The organism is Nocardioides sp. Root1257, from assembly GCF_001425175.1.
Taxonomy (GTDB): Bacteria; Actinomycetota; Actinomycetes; order Propionibacteriales; family Nocardioidaceae; genus Nocardioides.
This window is the reverse complement of the sequence record NZ_LMDV01000008.1, coordinates 631,838-653,505: the sequence shown is the minus strand read 5'-3', so window position 1 is coordinate 653,505 and position 21,668 is coordinate 631,838. Positions and strand designations below refer to the sequence as shown.

The following is a 21,668-nucleotide window of genomic DNA, read 5'->3' as shown; positions in this document are numbered from 1 at the left end:
TCAGGGCGTCTCGTCGATCTTGTCCGCCGGCTGCGGCTTGTCCCCGGGCTTCGGCGGGTTGCCGGCGAGCTCGACGGACTTCCACGCCGTGGACCACCACGCGGTCGGCGCCTTGCGGGCGGCCTCGGCGGGGTCGGAGAGCTTCGCCTCCGAGTCGAGCGGCTTGCCGTCCTCGTCGAGCACGACGTACGCCGTCTCGCCGGGCATGACGTAGTTGAGGTCGCGGGCCTGCTGACGCACGAACGCCGGGTCGTCCCAGCGCCGCTTCTCCCGCTCCAGGTCGTCGATGCGCGCCTGGCGCAGGGCGATCTGGCCCTTGAGGTCGTCGATGTGCGAGCGCTGGTCGAGGTAGGCCCGCATCGACGACGCGTAGGAGATCGTCAGCAGCGACAGCACCAGCAGCAGCACCGCCGCACGCCCGGTGACCCGCGGCCGGCGGCGGCCGACGGGGACCGCCGGCAGGCTGCCGGTCCCGGAGGTGTCGGTCAGGGACGAGCGCGTGCTGCCGCGCCCCGTCGACCCGCTCCGGCCGCGTCCGGGGCGGCCGCCGGGGCGCGGAGCGCGCGACGGCGTACGACGAGACTCGGGCATGTCTCCTAGGGTCGCTCAGGCACCGTAGCGAGGGAACGCCGACGCGCCGGAGTAGCGCGCAGCATCTCCGAGCTCGTCCTCGATCCGCAGCAGCTGGTTGTACTTCGCCACCCGGTCCGAGCGCGCGGGGGCGCCGGTCTTGATCTGGCCGCAGTTCACCGCGACGGCCAGGTCGGCGATCGTGGTGTCCTCGGTCTCGCCCGAGCGGTGACTCATCATGCAGCGGTAGCCGTTGCGGTGCGCCAGCTCGACGGAGTCGAGGGTCTCGGTCAGCGTGCCGATCTGGTTGACCTTCACCAGCAGCGCGTTGGCCTGGCCGCCGCTGATGCCGCGCTGCAGCCGCTCCACGTTGGTGACGAACAGGTCGTCGCCGACGATCTGGGTCTTGGTGCCGATCTGGTCGGTGATCGCCTTCCAGCCGTCCCAGTCGTCCTCGTCGAGCGGGTCCTCGATCGAGACGATCGGGTACGACGCCACCAGGTCGGCGTAGTAGGCCGACATCTCGTCGGCCGACTTGCTGCCGCCCTCGAAGGCGTACGAGCCGTCCTTGAAGAACTCGGAGGCGGCGACGTCCATCGCCAGTGCGATGTCCTTGCCGAGCGTGAGACCGGTCGCCGCGACCGCCTCGGCGATCAGGTCGAGCGCGGCCCGGTTGCTGTCGAGGTTCGGCGCGAAGCCGCCCTCGTCGCCGAGGCCGGTGGAGAGGCCCTTCTGCTTCAGCACCGACTTGAGCGCGTGGTAGACCTCCGCGCCCGAGCGCAGCGCCTCACGGAAGGTGGGCGCGCCGATCGGCGCGATCATGAACTCCTGCACGTCCACGTTGGAGTCGGCGTGCGAGCCGCCGTTGAGGATGTTCATCATCGGCACCGGGAGCAGGTGGGCGTTGGGCCCGCCGACGTAGCGGTAGAGCGGGAGCTGCGCCGAGTCCGCGGCGGCGCGGGCGACGGCGAGCGAGACACCGAGGATCGCGTTGGCGCCGAGGTTGGCCTTGTTGGGCGTGCCGTCGAGCTCCAGCATCGTCTGGTCGACGAGGCGCTGGTCGTCGGCGGCGAGGCCCTCGATCGCCGGGGCGATCGTCTGGATGACGGCGTTGACCGCCTTCGTGACGCCCTTGCCGCCGTAGCGGTCGCCGCCGTCGCGCAGCTCCACGGCCTCGAAGGCACCGGTCGACGCGCCGCTGGGGACCATGGCGCGCGCGAACGCGCCGTCGTCGAGGAGCACCTCGACCTCGACGGTGGGGTTGCCTCGTGAGTCGAGGATCTCGCGGGCGCCGACAGCTTCGATGGATGCCATGCGGCCAGCCTAGTGCCGTCCGGGCGCCGTGATCAGTCCAGGTCAGCCGCTGGGAAGGTCACGCTCATCGTCGTCCCACCGCGACCGGCGTTGGCGGCCGCCGCGGCCGTGCCGCCGTGCCGCTCGGCGATCCGCTTGACGATGGAGAGACCGAGGCCGGTGCCGCGGTACCCGTCGCGGTGCGCGCGGTGGAACGTGTCGAAGACCCGGGCCCGCTGGTCCTCCGGGATGCCGATGCCGTTGTCGACGATCTCGATCAGCACCATCGGCGCGCCGTCGCCGTCGCCGTCGACCCGACGGCCGCGGACCTCGATCTCGGGGCACACCCCGGGCGCGACGTACTTCACCGCGTTGCCGACGAGGTTGTCGATCACCTGGCGCAGCAGCACCGGCTCGGCGAGGACGTCGGGCAGCGCCGGGTCGACGGTGATGACCGGCTGCTCCACCTCGCTGACCCGGCTCGCCTCGACCCGGGCCCGGGCGACGTCCTTGACCATCGCCCGGAGGTCGACGCGCACCGGCGTGATCCGCAGGTCGCGCGCCGTCGTGTAGGCGAGCAGGTCGCTGATCAGGTGCTGCATCCGCTGGGCCGCGCGCACGATCCGGTCGAGCTGGTCGACCTGCTTCTCCGGGGGTACGACGATGCCGGCCTGGGCCGTCTCGAGCATCGTCTCGGACCAGCCCTCGACGACGGTGAGCGGGTTCAGCAGGTCGTGCGCGACGACGCCGGCGAACGACGCGAGCTCGTCACGCTCGCGCCGGTCGGCGGTGACGTCGTGGAAGACGACGACCACGAGCGGCGGGTCGCTGCCGGGGATCGGTCGGGCCGTGACCTCGAGCATCCGGCCGTCCGGGGAGTCGGCGGTGCGCACGAACAGGTCCATGTTGTCGACGACCTGTCCCGCGAACGCCGCCCGGTACTCCTCCGCAGTGACGGAGGTGCCGTCCGCGTGCCGCAGGTCGTAGCCGCCGGCGTCCAGCACACCCTCGCCGTTGGCCTTCACGTCACCCACCAGGACGCCCGCGGACGGGTTGCGCAGCACGATCCGACCCTCGCCGTCGACCACGCTCACGCCGTCGGCCATCGTGTCGAGGATGGTGCGCATCGTGGCCGCCTGCTCGGTGGCAGCCTTCTCGGACGCGGCGATCCGTTGGTTCAGCGCGAGGCTCTCGCGGCGGCCGACGGACAGCGAGAGGGTGAGCACGACCGCGACCGCGACGTACGCCTGGACGACGAGGACCTGCTGGACCGGGTCCGAGATGGTCGCGAACGGCCCCCGCCCGAGCACCGTGAACGCGACGACGCCAGCCGCCAGCACCAGCGCGTGCAGGTCGGCCACCCACGGCGAGAACCGGGTGCCGGCCCACACCGAGGTCGCGAGGAGGAGGAACGGGATCGGCAGGCTGTCGTTCACGCTGAAGATCAGCCAGCACGCGCCGATGCTGACGCCCACGAGCGCCACGAGCTCCAGGACGCTCCCCCGGTAGGGCCCGACCGGGGTCGGCGAGCGGTCCGGGGAGTCCGAGCGGGCGGCGTGCCGCGCCAGCATCGAGAGCGGGAAGATCGCGATGATGCCGACCGAGTTGCGCACGGTCCACGAGAGCAGGACGGTCCAGTCGGCGTCGGTCGTCGCGAGAAGCGTGGTGGGGCCGACGAGCGACGAGACCGCGGCCGCGGCGAGGGCCGCGACCAGCAGGTAGCCCAGGTCGCGCAGCCGCTGCACCCCGGCCGGCGGTTCGGCGCCGAACCCCCACCAGGCGGGCACCCACCGGCTCACCAGCAGCCCGAAGACCAGCGTCTGGACGACGGTCGCGGCCGCCAGGCTGACGACCACGCCGACGGAGGCCCCGACGGCGGCGTACACCCCGAGGGTGAGGAGGAAGACCGCGGTCGCGTCGACGACGAGCCAGCGCTGCCACCCGGTCACCGCGAGCCAGGCGGCGGCGACCCCCGCGGCCGGCCACACGAGCGACAGCCCGCTGCCGTCGACGACGGCCAGCCGACCGAGGTAGGCCGCGAGCACGAAGTAGCCCGCGAAGGCACCCAGGTCGAGCAGGCGGACCCGGTTCACCCCTGGCTCCTCCTCGTCTCGAGCGCCCTCCCCGCGGCCGCGCGGAGGTCGTCGGGGTTGAACGGCTTGGCGATGCGTTCGTAGCCGGTCTGCTGGATCCGCTCGATGATCTCGCCGGTCCACTGCACGGTCACGAACACCGCCGGGACGTCGGCCCAGAAGCCGTGCAGCTCGGCGAGCAGCGCGACCCCGTCGGTGTCGGGCAGGGCGTAGTCCATCAGCACCAGGTCGGGGAGGTAGCCGGGCTCTTCCTCGTGGAGCGCCCGCAGCCGACGCCCGTCGGGGACCCCGCGGATCTCGTCGCCGTCGTGGAGCATGCAGTGGGCGATCCAGTCGCGCACATCGACATCGTCCTCGACGATCAGCACCCGAGACATGAGGGAGACCCTAGCCGCTCAGAGCAGCCTTCGTACGGCGTCGCGCAGCGCCTGCTCCGGATCGGTGCCGGTCTCCCGCGCCTCCGCGACCAGGGCGAGCAGCCGGTCGCCGAGGTCGCCCCCCGACGGCGCAGCAGGCTCGCCCGCACGGGCGAGGCGGTCGAGCACCTTGTCGGCGTAGAGCAGGGCCGGGAGTGTCGGCGGGATCCCGTCGGTGACCGAGTCGCGCTGCTTCTCGGTGGCCTTGACGGCCTCCCACGCCTCGTTGATCTCCGCCGGTGTCCCTCCGGGTGCGTCGGAGAACACGTGCGGGTTGCGGCGGCGCATCTTGGCGATGATGTCGTCGGCGACGTCGTCGAGGGTGAACTCCCCGGACTCCTCCGCGATCACCGCGTGGAAGTAGACCTGCAGCAGCAGGTCGCCGAGCTCCTCACGGAGCAGCGCCGCGTCGCCGGTGTCGATCGCCTCGAGGGTCTCGTGCGTCTCCTCGAGCAGGTAGCGGGCCAGCGACCGGTGGGTCTGCCCGGCCTTCCAGGCGCACTCGACGCGTAGGCGACGCATCACCTCGAGGAAGTCGAGGAGCGGCTCGCCGGTCGATGGTGGTTTCGACGCTCGCTCCGCTCGCACCTCAACCACCGACTATCCGCAGCGCTGGGCCGCGGGCAGGCCCGCGGCGTACGTCGTGTCGGGCGTCGTGGCGTCGGCCTGCTTGGCCGTGTTGGTGACCGGCTGGGAGAGGCTCGTGTCCGTGAGCACCGCCTGGCCCTTCTCGATCACGACGCCGTAGCGCGGGTCGATGCGGACGTCGTGGTCGTCGAGCCAGGCCTGGAACGCCTTCTCCCCAGCGGCCTTCGCGTCGTCGGCGGACGGCGACCCGCCGAGTGCGGCGCGACCGACGGACGTCTCCGCGGCAGCGACGTAGGTCTCGGCGCCCTGCACCTCGACGATCGCGTCGCGCTGCGCGGTGGTCAGGTCGGTCAGCTGGGCCTCGGCCTGCTTCACCGCCGTGGCGTACGACGGGTCCACCTCGACGCCCTTCTCGGCCATCAGCTGGTCGGCGGCGGAGCGCAACGCGATGCTGCCCGCGACCCGGCCGTTGAGGTAGTGCCGCGGCAGCGGCTGCCCCTGGAGCTGGGGCTCGGCGGCGGCGCAGTAGTCGGACGACAGGTCGGCGACGTGACGGGTGGTGACGGAGTCGTCGCCGACCACGACGGCGATGCCCGGGTTGAGGTCGGGCACGGAGCCGCATCCGGTCAGCAGCACGGCGCCGGCCACGGCGAGGCCGGCCAACGGGGACACACGCGTCACTTGCTCTCCTGGGGGTCGATGACGGAGTCGATCACCTGCCGCGCCCATTCAAGCAGGGCGATGCCCGAGATCGGCTGACCGCCGATCCCCGACGTCATCGGGCGCGGCACCAGGATCGTGCTGACCGGCGCCTTGACGATCGACTTCGGGTAGAGCCGGTTGAGACGGACCACGCGCGAGTCGGGCAGGTCGACCGGGGCGAACCGCACGTTGCGGCCCGCGATCGTCACCTCGCGGACACCTGCCTGGCGCGCCCGGGCGCGGAAGCGGGCGACCAGCAGGAGGCACATCACCTCGACCGGCGGCTCGCCGTAGCGGTCCAGGAGCTCCTCGTTGATCTGGTCGACGTCGTCGTCGGTGCGCACCTCGGCCAGCCGCTTGTACATCTCCAGCCGGAGCCGTTCGCTCGGGATGTAGCCGTGCGGCAGGTGGGCGTCGACCGGCAGCTCGATGCGGACCTCGTCGAGCTCGGGCGCCTCACCGCCCTTGAACTCGTTGACCGCCTCGCCGACGAGTCGGACGTAGAGATCGAAGCCGACGTCGGCGATGTGGCCCGACTGCTCGCCGCCGAGCAGGTTGCCGGCGCCGCGGATCTCGAGGTCCTTCATCGCGATCGCCATGCCACCGCCGAGGTCGGAGTGCTGCGCGAGCGTCGCGAGCCGCTCGTGCGCGGTCTCGGTGAGGGGCTTCTCGGGCGGGTACAGGAAGTAGGCGTACGCGCGCTCGCGCGAGCGCCCGACCCGGCCCCGGAGCTGGTGCAGCTGCGAGAGGCCGAGCGTGTCCGCGCGCTCGATGATCATCGTGTTGGCGTTGGAGACGTCGAGGCCGGACTCGACGATCGTGGTGCAGACGAGCACGTCGAAGCGCTTCTCCCAGAAGTCGAGCATCACCTGCTCCAGCTGGTGCTCGCCCATCTGGCCGTGGGCGACCGCGACCCGCGCCTCGGGCACCAGCTCGGTGATCCGGGCGGCCGCCTTCTCGATCGAGTTGACCCGGTTGTGGATGTAGAAGACCTGGCCCTCGCGCAGCAGCTCCCGGCGTACGGCGGCGATGATCTGGCGGTCCTCGTAGGCACCGACGTACGTCAGCACCGGGTGCCGCTCCTCGGGCGGCGTGGTGATCGTGGACATCTCGCGGATGCCGGTGATCGCCATCTCGAGCGTGCGCGGGATCGGCGTCGCCGACATCGACAGCACGTCGACCGAGGTGCGGAGTCGCTTCATCTGCTCCTTGTGCTCGACGCCGAAGCGCTGCTCCTCGTCGACGATGATCAGGCCGAGGTCCTTCATCCGGATGTCCGGGTTGAGCAGCCGGTGGGTGCCGACCACGATGTCGACCGACCCCTCCTGGAGACCGGCGATCACCTCGCGGGCCTCCGCGTCGGTCTGGAAGCGGCTCAGCCCCTTGAGCACGACGGGGAAGCCGCTCATCCGCTCGCTGAACGTGCTCAGGTGCTGGGTGACGAGGAGCGTCGTCGGCACCAGGACCGCGACCTGCTTGCCGTCCTGGACGGCCTTGAACGCCGCGCGTACGGCGATCTCCGTCTTGCCGTAGCCGACGTCGCCGCAGACCAGCCGGTCCATCGGGACGGTGCGCATCATGTCGCCCTTGACCTCGTCGACCGTGCTCAGCTGGTCGGGGGTCTCCTGGAACGGGAAGGCGTCCTCGAGCTCGCCCTGCCAGGGGGTGTCGGGGCCGAACGCATAGCCCTTCGTGGCCTGGCGCGCGGCGTACAGCTTGATCAGCTCGGCGGCGATCTCGCGGACCGCGCGGCGCGCCTTGTTCTTGCGCTTGGTCCAGTCGCCGCCGCCCAGCCGGTCGAGCGAGGGCGACTCGCCACCGACGTAGCGGGTTACCTGGTCCAGCGCGTCCGCGGGCACGTAGAGCCGGTCGGGCGGTCCGCCGCGCTTGCTCGCGCCGTACTCGAGGACGAGGTACTCACGGACGGCGCCGCCGACCTCGCGCTGCTTCATCTCGACGAAGCGGCCGACGCCGTGCTGCTCGTGCACGACGTAGTCGCCGGCACTGAGCTCGAGCGGGTCGATCTGCTTCTTGCGCCGCGCCGGCATCCGCCGCATGTCGCGGGTGGACGCCTTCTGCCCCGACAGGTCCTCCCCCGTCAGCAGCACGAGGTGGTTGGTGTCGTCGACGAAGCCGTGCGTCGCGGCACCGCAGGTGATGGTGATGACGGCGTCGGAGAGATCGGCCGCCTCCTGCAGGTCCTCGACGACGCGCGCCGGCAGGTCGTGCTCGGCCAGCACCTCGCGCATCCGCTCGGCCGGGCCGTGGCCGGCGTGCACGACGACCACCCGGTAGCCGTCGCGGCGCCACCCGCCGATGTCGCCGATCGCGCGCTCCATCTCGCCGCGGTAGGCCTCCGCGGGGCGCGAGCCGAGGACGCGGGTCTCGTCGTCGGCGCCAAGGCCGAACGGGCTGACCGTCCACCACGCCCTGCCGGAGGCCAGCACGATGCCCCGGACGTCGCCGATCTCGCGGTACGACGCGGCGCCCATGCCCAGCATCAAGGTGTCGATGGGCGCCGTGCCGCCACCGGCAGCGGCCGCCCAGCTCGCGCCCAGGAACTCCTCGCTGGTCGCGACCAGGTCGTGCGCCCGGCTGCGCGCCCGCTCGGGATCGAGGACCAGCACGTGGGTGTCGTCGGGCATCAGGTCGACGAGCAGCTCCATCTCGTCCACCAGCACCGGCGCCAGGGACTCCATGCCCTCGGCCGCGATGCCCGCCGCGATCTTGTCGGTGAGCTCGAGCAGCTGCGGGTGCTGCCGGCCGAGCTCGGCGGCACGCTCGCGCACCTGGTCGGTCAGCAGCAGCTCGCGGCACGGCGGCGCCCAGAGCCGCTCGACCTTGTCGAGCGTGCGCTGGTCGGCGACCGAGAAGCTGCGGATCTCCTCGACGTCGTCGCCCCAGAACTCGACCCGGAGGGGGTGCTCCTCGGTCGGCGGGAAGACGTCGACGATGCCGCCGCGCACCGCGAACTCGCCGCGCTTCTCGACCAGGTCGACGCGGGAGTACGCCGCCGCGGCGAGCCGCCGCACCACGTCGTCGAGCGGCGCAGTGTCGCCGGCCGCGAGCTCCACGGGCTCGAGGTCGGCCAGCCCCTTCACCTGCGGCTGGAGCACCGACCGGACCGGCGCCACGACCACCTTGAGCGGACCGTTGGACACGTCCGTGCCGGGGTGCTTGAGCCGGCGCAGCACCGCGAGCCGACGGCCGACGGTGTCGCTGCGCGGGCTGAGCCGCTCGTGGGGCAGCGTCTCCCAGCTCGGGTAGTAGGCGACCGTCGCCGGGTCGACCAGGTCGCCGAGCGCCGCGACCAGGTCCTCCGCGTCGCGGGAGGTCGCGGTCACGGCGAGGACGGTGCGGCCCTCGCGGACCAGCCCGGCCACGACGTACGGCCGCATCGCCTCGGGTGCGGTCAGGTCCAGCGTGGCGATCCGGCCGTCGCGCGCGTCCGCCATCACCTGCGCGAGCGTGGGGTCGGCCAGGACGGCATCGGCGAGGCCGGAGAGGTGCACGGGGAGCCTTTCGGAGGAGCACGGAACAGCACGACAGCCCCCGGTCAACGAGTGACAGGGGGTGACGCACCGAGTCTACGGGCGGCCTCCGACACCCGGTCGACGCTCGTCATCGTCGTCGGGCAGGCCGGCGTCCTCGTTGCACTCGATCTGCGGCGGCTCCTCCCCCGAGGTCGCCATCACGCTGATCGCGGGCAGGCGGGGGCCGCGCAGGTCGAAGGAGAGCGCGGCGCGACGGCTCCGGTGGCCGGTGCGGTCCCGGAAGAGGTAGCCGGGGCGCTGGTGCAGCCCGACGGTGTACATGCACTCGTCGAACCGGGTGATCTCGGCGACCGGCTCGACCAGGTCCTCGACGTCCTCGCGCAGCGCCGCGATCCGGCTCCGCCGGTCCTCCGGGGACCTGCGGGCGAGGCGGTCGGCGCTCTCGCCCGGGTCGGGCGCACAGCCGTGCCGGCGGAGGACGAGCAGCTGGTAGTCGGGGTCGTCCCACTCGCTGGTGTCGATGCCGACGGCGGGCAGGTGTCGCCGTCCCGTGGCGAGGAAGCCGAGCCCCTGTCGAGCGTCGCCGTCCTCGGTGACGGGGAGCCAGGAGAGGCAGGACTCCCACCGGTCGAAGCGGCCGGCCGTCCGCTCGACCTGCGCTGCCATCCGCTCCAGAGCGGAGAGGGACGGAGCGCCGCGCCGGGCGTCGGCGCCGGTCCCGTTGGGGTCGGGGGCCGCGCTGAGACAGCGCCGTGAGGTCGCCAGGCGCAGCAGGACCTCCTCGGCCTTCCGGGCCGGCGCCCGCACCAGGGCGGGCCGGCGGTCGATGCCGCTCCCGTCGCGCTCGTCGTACAGGAAGCCCCACCGGTGCTGAGGATCGCCGGCCGTGCGCACCCCGACGTACGTCGTGCAGGCGCGCAGCTGGTCGAAGCGCCGCGCGTCGTGCAGCAGAGCCCGCAGCCGCGCCGCGAGCCGGCCGACCGGGGCGTGCGCCGACCGTCGGGTGACCGGTGCCGCGGCCACCACCTGCTGGACCGCCGGCGCGCGGTCGGCCGCAGGCGCCGACACCCGGAGGCTCGGGACCGGACCCGACTGCGAGGCCCCGATGTCACAGGGCTGCCCGGTGTCGCGCAGCCGGCCGACGGTGTCCCGCGCCAGGACGTCGGGCCAGTCGACCCACCCGACGAGCAGCTGTCCCGCCGGGAGCGGGTCGGGGAGCACGCCACGGCACGAGCCGCTCGGGATCCGGGCCCGGACCGGACTGTCGTCCGTCGGCATCAGCACGAAGCCCAGCGGGTGCCCGTCGACCTGCACGAGCCCCGGGTCGTCGCCGAGCACGTCGGTCGGGTTCTCGAGCTCGCACGAGTCCTCGGTGTAGAAGTTGTAGCCGCGCGAGAGCGAGTCGTAGACGCGGCAGCTGCGGTGGCTGGGGATGGTGTCGCCGGTGACGCCCTCGAAGACGGGCGGCCCGATGATCGAGCCGAAGACGTCGAGCCGGTGAGCGCTGCCGACGTCGCCGGCCACCGGCGCGATGTTGCGGGTGATCGTCGACGAGACGACCGTCGTCCTCCCGGCGGACAGGATGCCGCCGCCCTCGCCCTCCGCGTAGTTCTGCGTGATCGTCGAGTTCACGACGGTCAGGTTGCCCCGCGCCCAGACCCCGCCGCCGGCGTGCGCGACGGCCAGGTTGCGAGCGATGTTGGAATTGACGACGAGCACGTCCGCCTCGCCCGAGATCGCGCCGCCGCGGTCGTCGGCGCGGTTGCCGTTGAGGGTGGAGCCGAGCACGGCGACGTCGCCGTCGAGCGTGAAGATGGCGCCGCCCGGACCGTCGGCGTCGCTGCCGTCGATGAGCGAGTCGATGACGGTCACGTCGCCGTCCTCGTCGGCGTAGAGGGCGCCCCCGTCGCCGTCGGTCGTGTTGCCGTCGACCTTCGAGCGCACGACCAGGATGTCGCCGGTCGAGCCGATCGCGCCGCCGGAGCCGTCGACCAGGTTGTTGCTGAGGACCGAGTCGTAGACCTGCACCCCGCCCCGGCGGGCGTAGATGGCGCCGCCGTCGTCGTTGGCGAGGTTGCCGTTGATGTGGCAGCGGCGCACGGTGACCCGCCGCATCGAGAAGACACCGCCCCCGGGCTCCTCGGCGAGGTTCTGGGTGATCTCGCAGTCGGCGAGCGAGATCTCGCCGCGCGACGTCAGCGCCGCGCCCGGCCCGTCGGAGCCGCCCCGGCTGAGCGAGATGTCGTGGATGTCGAGGTAGCCGGTCCCGTCCTGGCGCAGCAGCCGCTTCTCGAAGCAGGACTGCCGGATCGAGTGGCCGTTGCCGTCGAGCTCGAGGGGGTACGGCGACTCCCGGATCGGGTCGCCGACCCGGCAGTTGCGCAGCACCAGGTCCGCGCCGAGCTCGATGCGCCGACGGGTCGGGTCGGCCCAGGCCCGCCGGAAGGCCGCCTCGGTGCGCACCCCCGCGACCGGCAGCGCCGCTGCGATGCTGCCATCAGCTCGCGGAGCGGCTCCCGGCACCGGGGCCGTCGCCAGCGCAGGCACCGACGCGGTCGCGACGACCAGCACGAACAACATCCGCAGGCGCACCTGGCACCCTCCCGCCTCCACGATAGGAGCGAGCGGGCGCCGACGAGGGCGACCCGCCGGAGGTCAGCTGGTGCGGTCCGCGTACGCCGACGCTGCGGCGTAGACGGACTCGACGTACGACTGGTCGTGGTTGTAGCCGAAGACCGCGTCGGCCCAGCCGGCGCCGGTGGTCAGGTCGTGGCCGTCGGCGCAGAGGTAGCGCGCGGCGGTGTAGGCCGCGTCGTCGATGTCGTTGGGGTCGGCGACCCCGTCGCCGTCACCGTCACTCCCCCAGGTCTCCCACGTCGACGGGATGAACTGGAGCGGGCCGACGGCGTGGTCCCAGGTCGGGTCGCCGTGCCAGGTCGTGCTCTCCGGCGTCGCCCGGATCGCGGCGAAGTCCTTGCCGTCGAGCGCAGGCCCGAGCACCGGCGTCGACGAGTGCCCGTCGTCGCCGAGCGTCCGGCCGCCGATCGTGCCGTGCTGGGACTCGACCCAGCCGATCCCGGCCAGCGTCGTCCACCCGACCTTGCAGGTGCGGGGCTCCGAGAGCTGCGCGTTGGCGTACGCGCGCACGGCGGGTGCCGGGATGCCGGCCTTGTTCGCCATCGAGGTCACCCAGCGGGGGTCGACCTTCGTCGGCGCGGCCGGGGCGTCGCCCGGCTGCTTCGCCATCCGGGTCTCCGGGCTCGGCGCCTCGACGTACTGCGGCTGCTGGGCGACCACCAGCGGCGGTCGGGACAGGATGGTCTGCGAGAGGGCGTAGCCCAGCCCCGCGACGATCACCAGGGCGGTGGCGAACGTCGCGATCAGACGACCTGGGATCACCCGCGGTCCCCCCGGAATCGTGGGGTGGTCATCCGAACCGGCCGTGCACGTAGTCGCTGGTGCGCTGGTCCTGGGGGCTCTGGAACATGGCAGCAGTATCCCCGTGCTCCACGATGACGCCGGGGGTGCCCTGCGATGCGAGGAAGAAGGCGCAGGTGTCGGACACCCGGGCGGCCTGCTGCATGTTGTGCGTGACGATGACGATCGTGACCTCCTTGGCCAGGTCCTTCATCGTCTCCTCGATGACCCGCGTCGAGGTCGGGTCGAGCGCGGAGCACGGCTCGTCCATGAGGAGCACGCGCGGCTTGATGGCCAGCGAGCGGGCGATGCAGAGCCGCTGCTGCTGGCCGCCGGACAGGCCGCCACCGGGAGCGTCGAGCCGGTCCTTGACCTCCTCCCAGAGGCCGCCCTTGCGCAGGCAGGACTCGACGAGCTCGTCCTTGGTCGAGCGCGAGGCCTTGGTGCCAGTGAGCTTGAGCCCGGCGAGCACGTTCTCGCGGATCGACATCGCGGGGAACGGGTTGGGCTTCTGGAAGACCATCCCGATCGACCGGCGCGCGTCGATCAGCTTCTTCTCGGGGTCGTAGATGTCCTGCCCGTCGAGCAGCACCTCGCCGCCGAGCTGCGCGGACGGGACCAGCTCGTGCATCCGGTTGAGGATGCGCAGGAACGTCGACTTGCCACAGCCGGAGGGGCCGATGAGGGCGGTGATCTGGCCGGCCGGCATGGTCAGCGAGACCCGGTCGAGCACCTTGCGCTGACCGAACCACGCCGTGATGTCACGGGCCTCGATCTGGGCCAGCGGAACGGTCGGCGTCGACGGCGCGGCCGGGGTCTGCGGGATCACGGTCGTCTCGTCGGCAGAGGTGGTCATCATTCGTTCCTGTACGTCGGGGTGGGTGCCGGTGCCGGCCCACCGGGAGGGGTGGGCCGGCACCGGGTAGTGCGTGAGCGGGTGCTCAGGAGGTCACTTGACGACCTTGACCGTGAAGGTCTTCGTAACCGCCAGGTGCGTCGCGTCGCCGGCGTAGGCGATGGTCAGCTTGTAGGCGCCCTTCTTCAGCTTGGGCAGGACGACCTTGGCCTTGCCACCCTTGAGGGAGACCGACTTCAGCGTCTTCTTGCCGAGCTTGATCGCCACCTTGCCGGTGGCGCCCTTGACGGTGACGGTGCCCTTGACGGCCACGGCCTTCGCCTTCTTCAGCTTGACCTTCGCGGGGAAGGTCTCGCTCAGCACGGCCTTGGTCTTGGCGACCTTCACGGTGCCGGTCGACGTCGCGGTCGCGAAGTTCGACTGGCCCGGGGTGAAGGTGGCCGTGATGCTGTGCGAGCCCGCCGCCAGCTTGAGCGGCGCGGTCACGGCCTGGCCCGAGACGATCGGGACGCCCGTGGCGAGGTCCTTGCCACCCTCGGAGAAGGTGACGGTACCGACGGCGGTCGGGTTCGAGGTGACCGTCGCCTTGAGGTTGTACGCACCCGGGCCGCCGGTGCCGCTGACGCCGACGGTCGGCGTGGTGATCGTGTTGATCGTGAAGTTGCTGCTGCCCGCGTTGAGCACCTTGCCGCAGTCGCCACCGAGCGCGGCGCCGGCGAGCTGGTCGAAGCCGGCCGCCTTGATCAGGTCGTGCGCGGCCGCGGAGCAGACGAAGCCGCTCTCACCGAAGAACGACTGGATGTCGGTGCGGTTGGACTCCTCGGTGCGGACCACGTTGTAGAGGTTGCGCTTGAGGGCGACCTCGTCGCCGCCGACGACCTTGACGGACGAGCCGGCGAGGCCGGCGCGGCCCTTCGAGAACGGGACGATGGCGTTGGGCTTGGCGGTGAACAGGGCGGGGTCGTGCTCCTGGATCACGGTGCCGCCGACGTTGTCCTTGACGCAGTCGCCGTACGGCGTGCTGGTCGAGCCCGTGATGATGCCGTGGAAGAACGCCTCGGTGCCGGAGCCCGACTTGGGCACGTACGGCTCGATCGGCTGGGCCGGGTAGGCGCTGTTGACCTGGTTCCACATCGTGATCGTGCAGGTCTTGTAGATGCCCTTCAGCTGGTCGAGCGTCAGCACCGGGTTGGAGGCGGCCACCGGGTTGGACCCGCTGATCGCCGGCACCACGGTGTCGAGGGCGAACGGGATCACCCGCATGCCGGAGGTGAACTCGGCCGGCGACGGTGCACCCGACGAGCGGGCGAAGTCGACGTTCGAGACGCGGCCCGAGCCGTACAGGGTGTTGCGCCCCGCACCGGAGCCGGTCGGCCGGACCACGTCCGCACCGCCGGTGTCGGCCACCAGCGGGGCCGGCAGGGTGCCGCCGCCCAGCGCCGAGAAGGTCGCGACGTCGAAGGACTGTCCGTAGCTGGTGCGAGCGCCGCCGTTCCACGCGTCAGCCAGCAGCTTGAGGGCGTGCTGCGAGGTGTCGGAGCCGACGCCGACGAGGTCGGTCGCCGTGATCGTGGTGGTCTTGCTGTCGTCGGCGTCCGGCGCGTAGACCGCCATGGCCGGAGCAGCCGTCATGACGAGCGCGGAGCCGGCGACCACGGACGCGAGAGCGACCGCGAAAGGCTTGCGTACTGACATCTGAAGGGTTCACTTCCTGTGATGTTGAGCTGTGGATCCTGCAGTTGGGTCGTACTGCTCGCCGCCCCGAGGCGGCGATGTCGAAGCGTCAGATCAGGTTCGGCAACAGCCGCATCACCACATCGGTGGTCGCCCAGGACAGCGCGATCACGAGCGGCGTCGCCACCACCCACACGAGCGCGGTCGACCATCTCTGACGGGCGGCGATGACCCCGAGGGTCACCGCCAGGAGCAGCGCGAGGCAGAGCGCCAGCAGCGGCAGTGCGCTGGTGTCGCCCTCCATGGACTGCTCGGACTGGGGCACTGCCGGCGCCCGGCCGGACGGTGCGGGGAAGCCCTTCTTGGCGTCGGCGTCGACGTAGACGACCGACTGCGGGGCGAGGGCGCCGAGGCGGCCGCTGCCCTCCGCGGTGACGAGGGTGAGGCGCGCCCCGCCCTCGGCGACCGGCTGCGGCAGGGGATCGCCCGCGCGCCGGACGTCCTTGACCCGGAACACCTTCCGGCCCTGGCCCATGGCGACCTCGATCTTGTCGCCGGGCGCCAGCTTCGTCAGGTCGGCGAACGGGCCGCCGTACGTCGCGGCGCGGCCGTAGACGACCGAGCTGCCGACCTGGCCCGGCAGGGCCGTGTCGCGTCGGTGTCCGGGGCCGACCAGCAGGTCACCGGAGGCCGTTCCCTCGACGACCACCTGCTCGAGCCCGATGCTCGGGATGGTGATCAGGGCGACGGGATCGCCGACCGGGACGACCGGTCCCAGGGGGGCGGTCGCGCCCGCCATCTCGTGACGGAGCTGGTCGTAGAGGAGGTCCTGGGCGCGGTTCTGGGACACCGAGGACAGGAACAGCATCTGCACCGCGGCCCAGAGGCAGACGATCGCGATCATCGTGAACGTCGACGACAGGACCGCCGCGGTGTTCTCGGCCGTCCCGGGAGGTGTGGTCGGCGCCGGCGGTCGGACGCGTCTCGGCTTCCGGCGCGGCTGCGCCGGTCGCTTCGGCCGACCCGGTCGGCGCGAACGCTGCCCCGGCTCGACGGTCTCGCTCGTGGTCGGGTCCATGGTCGTCGTCATCGACGTCCCCGGAGGAAGGGTGCGCCGACCCGGATCAGGGCGGTGGCCGCGCAGCCGACGGCGCCGATCAGGATCAGCGCCGGCAGCAGGCCGCCGGCGAGGTCGGAGCCGACCGGCTGGGTGGCCGGCATCGGGGTCGCCGCGGGCGGTGCCGACGGCACGGCTGACGGGCTGGCGGAGGCGGAGGGCGCCGGGGCGGTCGGCACCGCCGGCGGCGGAGCCACCGATCCCCCACCCGTGCCGGCGCCCGAGGTCGGGTTGCCGGTCGGCTCGGCCGACGGCGCCTTCTGGGCCGCCACCGCGGCCGCGACCTCCTGGGCCGAGGCGTAGTACGGCGCGGTGACGCCGGTCTTGCGGATCGGCAGGAAGCCGCCGGGCAGCTCACCGTTGCCCGAGCCCTGCTGCTGCCCCTCGGTGGTCGAGACCTCGATGAACTGGGCGACCTTCGTCGCATCCGCCTTGTCGAGGTTCTGGAGCCGTGCCGCGGTGTAGACGACCATCGTGCCGGGGTAGGCGGAGCGCGACTTGCGCACGTCGGCCTGGTCCAGGACGAAGGGGCCGTACTTCTTCTTCTGGGTGCTGAGCTTGAGGGCTGCGGCGAGGGACGAGTCGGTCGGCCCGACGTACGAGCCCTTCTTCGTCTCGAGCGCTGCCGCGCGGAGCCCGTAGCGCGCGGCGTCGCCGAGGCTCACCACACCGAGCAGGAACCGCTTGCCGTAGGGCTGCCGGTCGACGCGGCCGAGCTTGAAGGTCGGCGGGTCGGTGCTGTTGTCCGAGTCGCACCGCGTCTGCGTGTTCGGCCAGCCGTCCAGCAGGGCGTCCGAGACCTTGCGCAGCGTGGAGACCGGCGCGGCGACGTTGTTGAAGTAGACCTGCGGGTTCGCCTGCTGGCACTGCGTGCTGGCGGCGGGGACGAAGTCGTCGAGCAGCGGCCACTCGGCGCGCGGCAGGCTGAGCTTCTTGTACGACGGGTTGACCTTCATGCCCCACGGGTCGGCCTTGCCGTTGATGAACGCCATCGCGTCCTTGTCGGTCGCGATGTACGACGTCAGCTGCGCGATGATGTCGGACGAGTTCGACAGCGACAGCAGTGCCGCTCCGGCCTCGGACCCCTCGGTCGACAGGTGGGGATTGAGCTTCTGGAACTCCGGGTCGGCCTGGATGCCTGCCGGGTTGTCGGCCATCCCCGGGTGCTGGGCGCCGAACGTCGACCCGGTGTAGGAGAGCGTCATCAGCTTGGCCAGCAGGCGCGCGTTGAGCCGCAGCTTGCCGTACTCACCGGTGTTGCCCGGCTTGTCTATCGTGTAGCCCACGGCGAAGCCGGTCGCGGCCACCGGGGCGTAGCCGACCGGGTCGGCCCCCGGGTTGACCGGGTGCTGCGAGGACACCAGCGCCGCAGCGCCACCGCCGCTGGCCATCAGCTCCCAGCCGGCCTCGTCGGACATCTGGTTGAGCTGGAACTTGAAGCGCTTCTTGTTCAGGCAGTACGCCGGCGACCACTGCAGGGCGGCCTGCGAGAGCAGCTCGGAGCCGTAGAAGCCGGTCGGGGCGCGCGAGTCGAGGACGTCGCAGACGTCCGGCGGCGGACCGAAGGTGACCGGGACCTCGAACCGGTTGCGCCAGTTGGAGGCGGACCACCAGTAGACCGGTGCGACCGCCGCGTCGGGCGCGCCCAGGAGGTTGGAGGACCCCGGCAGGAACTGACCGGTCTTGCGGCAGGCCTTCTCGACGGGCGTCATGTCGAACGTGCTCGCCGTCGACGCCTGGTCGCAGCTGATGCCGGCGATCGGCACCACCACGATCGAGCAGGGCGTCTTCTGGTTGCAGCCGAGCGACTCGTTCTCGATGTCCGTGCGCAGCTCGAACTGGAGGGACCCGCTGCCGTCGGCGTCCGAGAAGGCGGCGATCTCTGCCGGTGGGAACGCGGAGTCGACCGCTGCCTCGGGCGGCATGTGGGCGGCGTCGCACGCCGAGTAGACCTTGCCCTTGGCGTCGATGAACGGCGTCAGGTGGGTGGCCAGCAGGCCGGAGGTGTCGACGCTCGGGCAGTCCTCCGCGGACGGCATCGTCGACATCCCGCCGACGAGCGCCTTGTCCGCGTCGGTGCCGTACTCGTCCTCGCGCCAGACGGCGGCTGACTGGGAGACGCTGACCTGGGACCGCTGGCCGACGCTCGAGGTCCAGCAGGTCTCCGGCGTCACCTCCTCGCCCTGTCCCCGGCACTGGAGGACGACGACCGGGTACTCCTGGTTCATGCCGTTGGCGCCGTACGGGTCGGAGGCGCGACCAGCGCTCTGCTGGGCGCCCGTCCAGGAGACGGCGACCCGCTCGCGGCCACGGAGGTTCTGGGTGTGGTCGACGTGGACGGTCATCTTGTACGGCGCCGCCGTCAGCGGGTTGTTGAAGGTCGTGTCGGAGCCGTCGAAGTTCACGAACTCGCGCGCGAAGGTCTGGGTGCCGGTCCAGCCCTTGTCGGCGCCCGCGGCCCGGCCGACCGGGTCCGCGGCCGGGGTCGTCATGGCCGAGCCGGGCGCGGCGGAGGCGGTCAGCGCCACGGTGACCAGGGCCAGCGCGGCCAGCGCGGTCCGACGCAGCGTCCACCGACGGGGGCGGCTCACGACCGGGCTCCCGTCTGGCCACGGCGGCGCCGCAGCGTCGCGACGTACAGCCCGGGCAGCAGGACGAGCGCGAGCAGCTCGAGGACGGCCAGCCAGCCGAAGGTCCGCTGGTCCGAGGTGCGGCCGGCGACCAGCTCGGTCGGGTTGGCGTAGATCGCGTCGCCGGTCGTCGTCGTGGTGGTGTCGCCGCCGGTGACCGCCCCCGTCTCCGGGTCGACGGAGGGTGGGGTGTCACTCCCGGGCGCCTGGCCGGTGCCGCCGGTGTCGACCCCACCGCCCTGGCCGCCGCCGGTGCCTCCCGTCGCGCCGCCGTTGCCGGCGGTGTTGTCGTCGGTGCTGGGCTTGCCGGTGCCGGTGTCGGTGCCGCACGGGCCCGCGCCCACCTTGTCGCACGCGGCGGGCTGCGGCGCGGTCTCCGCGAGCACGTTCTTGTTGAGGTTCTTGCCGTCGAACGTCGGGTTGTTGCACGAACGCACGTCGCGGTCGGTGAGGTCGACCTTCGGGTCGGCCGTCTTGAGCTTGGCGAGCTGCTGGAAGCCGGCCTGCACCAGGTTGAGCGGCAGCGAGGAGTAGCCGTAGGCGCCGGCCTTGGTCTGCCCGGCGCACAGCGAGTAGTACATGAAGTCCGCGAGTGTCTGCCGCTTCGCCGTGCTCATCCGCGGGTCCTGGGCCCCGGTCGGGATGATCATGTAGGAGTACGACGAGATCGGGTACGCCCGCGGATCCGGGTTGCTGTAGACGCCGTCGAGGATCTGGGTCAGGTAGAGCTGACTGCTCTTGTCCTGGTTGATCTTCGCCTTGGTCAGCGCGACCGCGGTGTTGTACTGCGTCGGCTCGACGAAGTAGCCCGCCTTGTTCTCGACCTTCACGACCGGGTAGTTCGCGTTGATCGGGTACGAGTACTCGACGTACCCGATCATCCCGTTGCCGGCGAAGCCCTTGATGGTGTTCATGACCTGGTCCGACCCCGCCTGGCTGACCATCCGGTCACCCTTCTTGGGGTAGTACGACGTGAGCCCGGCCTGGCCGAAGTACGGCCGCCAGATGTTCGGGTACTGCTTGTCCATCCAGGTCGTGAACTGCGCCGTCGTGCCGGAGCCGTCGGAGCGGACGACCGGGATGACCGGCAGCGAGGGGAACTTGCGCCCGTTGTTGTCCTTGGCGATCGCCGGGTCGTTCCAGTTCGTGATCTGGTTGGTGAAGATCTTCGCCAGCGTCTCGCCCGAGAGCCGCAGGTTGCGGACCAGGTCGTTGCCGATCTTGAGCTGGTAGGTGAACGCCGTGCCACCCGCCACGATCGGCAGGTAGGCGAACTCGCGCCCGTTGCTGGTGTCGGCCTGGCCGCGCTCGTCGGTGCCCTGGTAGGGGATCTCCGAGATCGCGAAGTCGGTGCTGTCCTGGGAGAAGTCCTTGCGACCCTTGGTCGAGCCGCCACCGGTGTAGACGACCTTCATGCCGTTGGCGTCGACGTCGGCGATCCACTGCTGGACGATCAGCTCGGACCAGGTGGAGCCGGTGCCCTCGATCTGGGCGTAGACAGTGGCGTGGGCCGAGGTCGACGCGCCGACCAGGAAGGTCATCGCGAGGGCGATGGCCACCAGGGCGCGGGTGGCGACTCGGACGGGGCGGATCACGGGTTCTCCTCGGTGCGTGCAGGCGGGTTGCTGGCCGACGAGACGGGGCCCATCTCGACGAGCGGGTCGGCCATGACGAGGTCCACGGCGGGACGTCGGCGGGTGGTCTTGGTGCGCTTCGGGCGTGCGATCAGCCGGGCGGTGACGAAGAGGATCATCACGACGGCCAGCAGCACGGTGGCGCCGGCGAAGGCGCGGGCCACCGCGTTCGGCTCGCCGGTGCGGACCAGCGAGTAGACGAAGAGCGGCAGCGAGTTCATGACGCCGTCGGTCGGGTTGACCACCATGAACTGCGCGTTGCCGGAGGTGAGCAGGACCGGGCTGGTCTCGCCGATGCCGCGCGCGATGCCGAGGATGCAGGCGGTCGCGAGGCCGGGCCGCGCCGTGGGCAGCACGACGTGCCACACCGTGCGCCACCGGCTGGCACCGAGAGCGAGGCTCGCCTCGCGGAGGCCGCCCGGGACGACCCGGAGCACGACGTCGGAGGCACGGGCGATGATCGGCAGCATCATCACCGAGATCGCCAGGCCGGCCGCCAGGCCCGAGCGGGGGTAGCCGAGCGCGACGATGAAGACGGTGTAGATGAAGAGGCCGGCGACGATCGAGGGCAGTGCCGTCATCGCCTCGACGACCGTGCGCACGAGCCGGGCGAAGCGGCCACCGACCTCGGTCATGAAGATCGCGGTCCCGATGCCGAGCGGCAGCGTGATCGCGACCGCGATGCCGACCTGGATCAGCGAGCCGACGATCGCGTGCAGCACGCCGCCCTTGTCGAACTCGTCCTTCGGGCCCACGCCGGACATGTCCTGGGTGAAGAAGTTGACGTGGGTGAGGGCGTGCCAGCCCTTGTAGGCGACGAAGACGACCGCGCTGACGAGCACGACGAGGACGATGGCGGCGCCGACGTTCATCACCGTCGCGGCCAGCCGGTCACGCGCCTCGACGGCGCCGCCGGTCATGGCGCCGGTCACCGCCGTGACGACCATCGTGCAGACGAACGCCATCACCAGGAACCACGGCACGCCGTCGAGCGGGAGCAGCCGCTGGGTGATCAGCCAGGCCAGCGCGACGCCGGAGACGACGCTGCCGACCCGGACGAACTTCTCGTCGGCCGTCAGTCGACCCAGCGAGGCCCGGGGTACGGCGGGCGCTGCGTCCTCGTCGTACCGGGGCAGGAAGGTCTGACCGACGGTGGTCGCGTCGGTCTCGGGTGCCAGTGTCAT

General features: G+C 71.7%; 15 protein-coding genes. All 15 read right to left on the bottom strand.

Annotation, left to right across the window (positions count from 1 at the left end; translation table 11 throughout):
- Window positions 1-591: an FtsB family cell division protein gene (locus ASC77_RS11240; protein ID WP_056152296.1), complete on the bottom strand. Its 591-nt coding sequence runs from the start codon at window positions 589-591 to the stop codon at window positions 1-3.
- Window positions 592-606: 15 nt separating this feature from the next.
- Complete coding sequence (gene eno / locus ASC77_RS11235; protein ID WP_056152293.1) at window positions 607-1,884, bottom strand: phosphopyruvate hydratase; 1,278 nt, start codon at window positions 1,882-1,884, stop codon at window positions 607-609.
- A 32-nt stretch (window positions 1,885-1,916) separates the two neighbouring features.
- Complete coding sequence (locus tag ASC77_RS11230; RefSeq protein WP_056152290.1) at window positions 1,917-3,956, bottom strand: ATP-binding protein; 2,040 nt, start codon at window positions 3,954-3,956, stop codon at window positions 1,917-1,919.
- Entirely contained in the window at window positions 3,953-4,333 is a 381-nt protein-coding gene (locus ASC77_RS11225; protein WP_056793419.1) for a response regulator, read from the bottom strand. The genes ASC77_RS11230 and ASC77_RS11225 overlap by 4 nt, the downstream gene beginning before the upstream one ends.
- 18 nt (window positions 4,334-4,351) lie before the next feature.
- The gene (locus ASC77_RS11220) at window positions 4,352-4,960 is read right to left on the bottom strand and encodes a MazG family protein (protein WP_056152284.1); all 609 of its coding nucleotides are present in this window, start codon (window positions 4,958-4,960) and stop codon (window positions 4,352-4,354) included.
- 12 nt (window positions 4,961-4,972) lie between these two features.
- Window positions 4,973-5,641, bottom strand: a complete 669-nt coding sequence (locus tag ASC77_RS11215; protein ID WP_156391033.1) for a hypothetical protein — start codon at window positions 5,639-5,641, stop codon at window positions 4,973-4,975.
- Window positions 5,638-9,117 carry a transcription-repair coupling factor gene (mfd, locus tag ASC77_RS11210; protein WP_414813183.1) on the bottom strand — a complete coding sequence of 1,160 codons (3,480 nt, stop codon included), beginning with the start codon at window positions 9,115-9,117 and terminating at the stop codon, window positions 5,638-5,640. Before mfd ends, ASC77_RS11215 begins: the two co-directional genes overlap by 4 nt.
- A 132-nt stretch (window positions 9,118-9,249) precedes the next feature.
- A complete protein-coding gene (locus ASC77_RS11205; protein WP_056793417.1) occupies window positions 9,250-11,748 on the bottom strand; it encodes a hypothetical protein in 2,499 nt (832 codons plus the stop codon).
- A gap of 63 nt (window positions 11,749-11,811) precedes the next feature.
- The gene (locus ASC77_RS11200; RefSeq protein ID WP_056152273.1) at window positions 11,812-12,555 is read right to left on the bottom strand and encodes a lytic transglycosylase domain-containing protein; all 744 of its coding nucleotides are present in this window, start codon (window positions 12,553-12,555) and stop codon (window positions 11,812-11,814) included.
- Window positions 12,556-12,583: 28 nt separating this feature from the next.
- Window positions 12,584-13,429 (bottom strand): phosphate ABC transporter ATP-binding protein PstB, encoded by an 846-nt coding sequence (pstB, locus tag ASC77_RS11195; RefSeq protein ID WP_056154026.1) that lies wholly within the window; start codon window positions 13,427-13,429, stop codon window positions 12,584-12,586.
- Window positions 13,430-13,522: 93 nt separating this feature from the next.
- Entirely contained in the window at window positions 13,523-15,124 is a 1,602-nt protein-coding gene (locus ASC77_RS11190; RefSeq protein ID WP_056152270.1) for an Ig-like domain repeat protein, read from the bottom strand.
- Between the two features lie 88 nt (window positions 15,125-15,212).
- Window positions 15,213-16,193, bottom strand: coding sequence for a sortase (locus ASC77_RS11185; RefSeq protein WP_056152266.1), 981 nt, complete (start codon window positions 16,191-16,193; stop codon window positions 15,213-15,215).
- Window positions 16,190-18,811 (bottom strand): hypothetical protein, encoded by a 2,622-nt coding sequence (locus ASC77_RS11180; RefSeq protein WP_056152263.1) that lies wholly within the window; start codon window positions 18,809-18,811, stop codon window positions 16,190-16,192. Before ASC77_RS11180 ends, ASC77_RS11185 begins: the two co-directional genes overlap by 4 nt.
- Window positions 18,808-20,445 (bottom strand): substrate-binding domain-containing protein, encoded by a 1,638-nt coding sequence (locus tag ASC77_RS11175; RefSeq protein ID WP_235547591.1) that lies wholly within the window; start codon window positions 20,443-20,445, stop codon window positions 18,808-18,810. The genes ASC77_RS11180 and ASC77_RS11175 overlap by 4 nt, the downstream gene beginning before the upstream one ends.
- A complete protein-coding gene (gene pstA / locus ASC77_RS11170) occupies window positions 20,442-21,668 on the bottom strand; it encodes a phosphate ABC transporter permease PstA (protein WP_056152260.1) in 1,227 nt (408 codons plus the stop codon). Before pstA ends, ASC77_RS11175 begins: the two co-directional genes overlap by 4 nt.

Coding starts and splice junctions, on each gene's coding strand:
- ASC77_RS11240 (WP_056152296.1), bottom strand. CDS start 591: ATGCCCGAGTCTCGTCGTACGCCGTCGCGCGCTCCGCGCCCCGGCGGC.
- eno (WP_056152293.1), bottom strand. CDS start 1,884: ATGGCATCCATCGAAGCTGTCGGCGCCCGCGAGATCCTCGACTCACGA.
- ASC77_RS11225 (WP_056793419.1), bottom strand. CDS start 4,333: ATGTCTCGGGTGCTGATCGTCGAGGACGATGTCGATGTGCGCGACTGG.
- mfd (WP_414813183.1), bottom strand. CDS start 9,117: ATGGCGGACGCGCGCGACGGCCGGATCGCCACGCTGGACCTGACCGCA.
- pstB (WP_056154026.1), bottom strand. CDS start 13,429: ATGACCACCTCTGCCGACGAGACGACCGTGATCCCGCAGACCCCGGCC.
- ASC77_RS11190 (WP_056152270.1), bottom strand. CDS start 15,124: ATGTCAGTACGCAAGCCTTTCGCGGTCGCTCTCGCGTCCGTGGTCGCC.
- ASC77_RS11185 (WP_056152266.1), bottom strand. CDS start 16,193: ATGACGACGACCATGGACCCGACCACGAGCGAGACCGTCGAGCCGGGG.
- pstA (WP_056152260.1), bottom strand. CDS start 21,668: ATGACACTGGCACCCGAGACCGACGCGACCACCGTCGGTCAGACCTTC.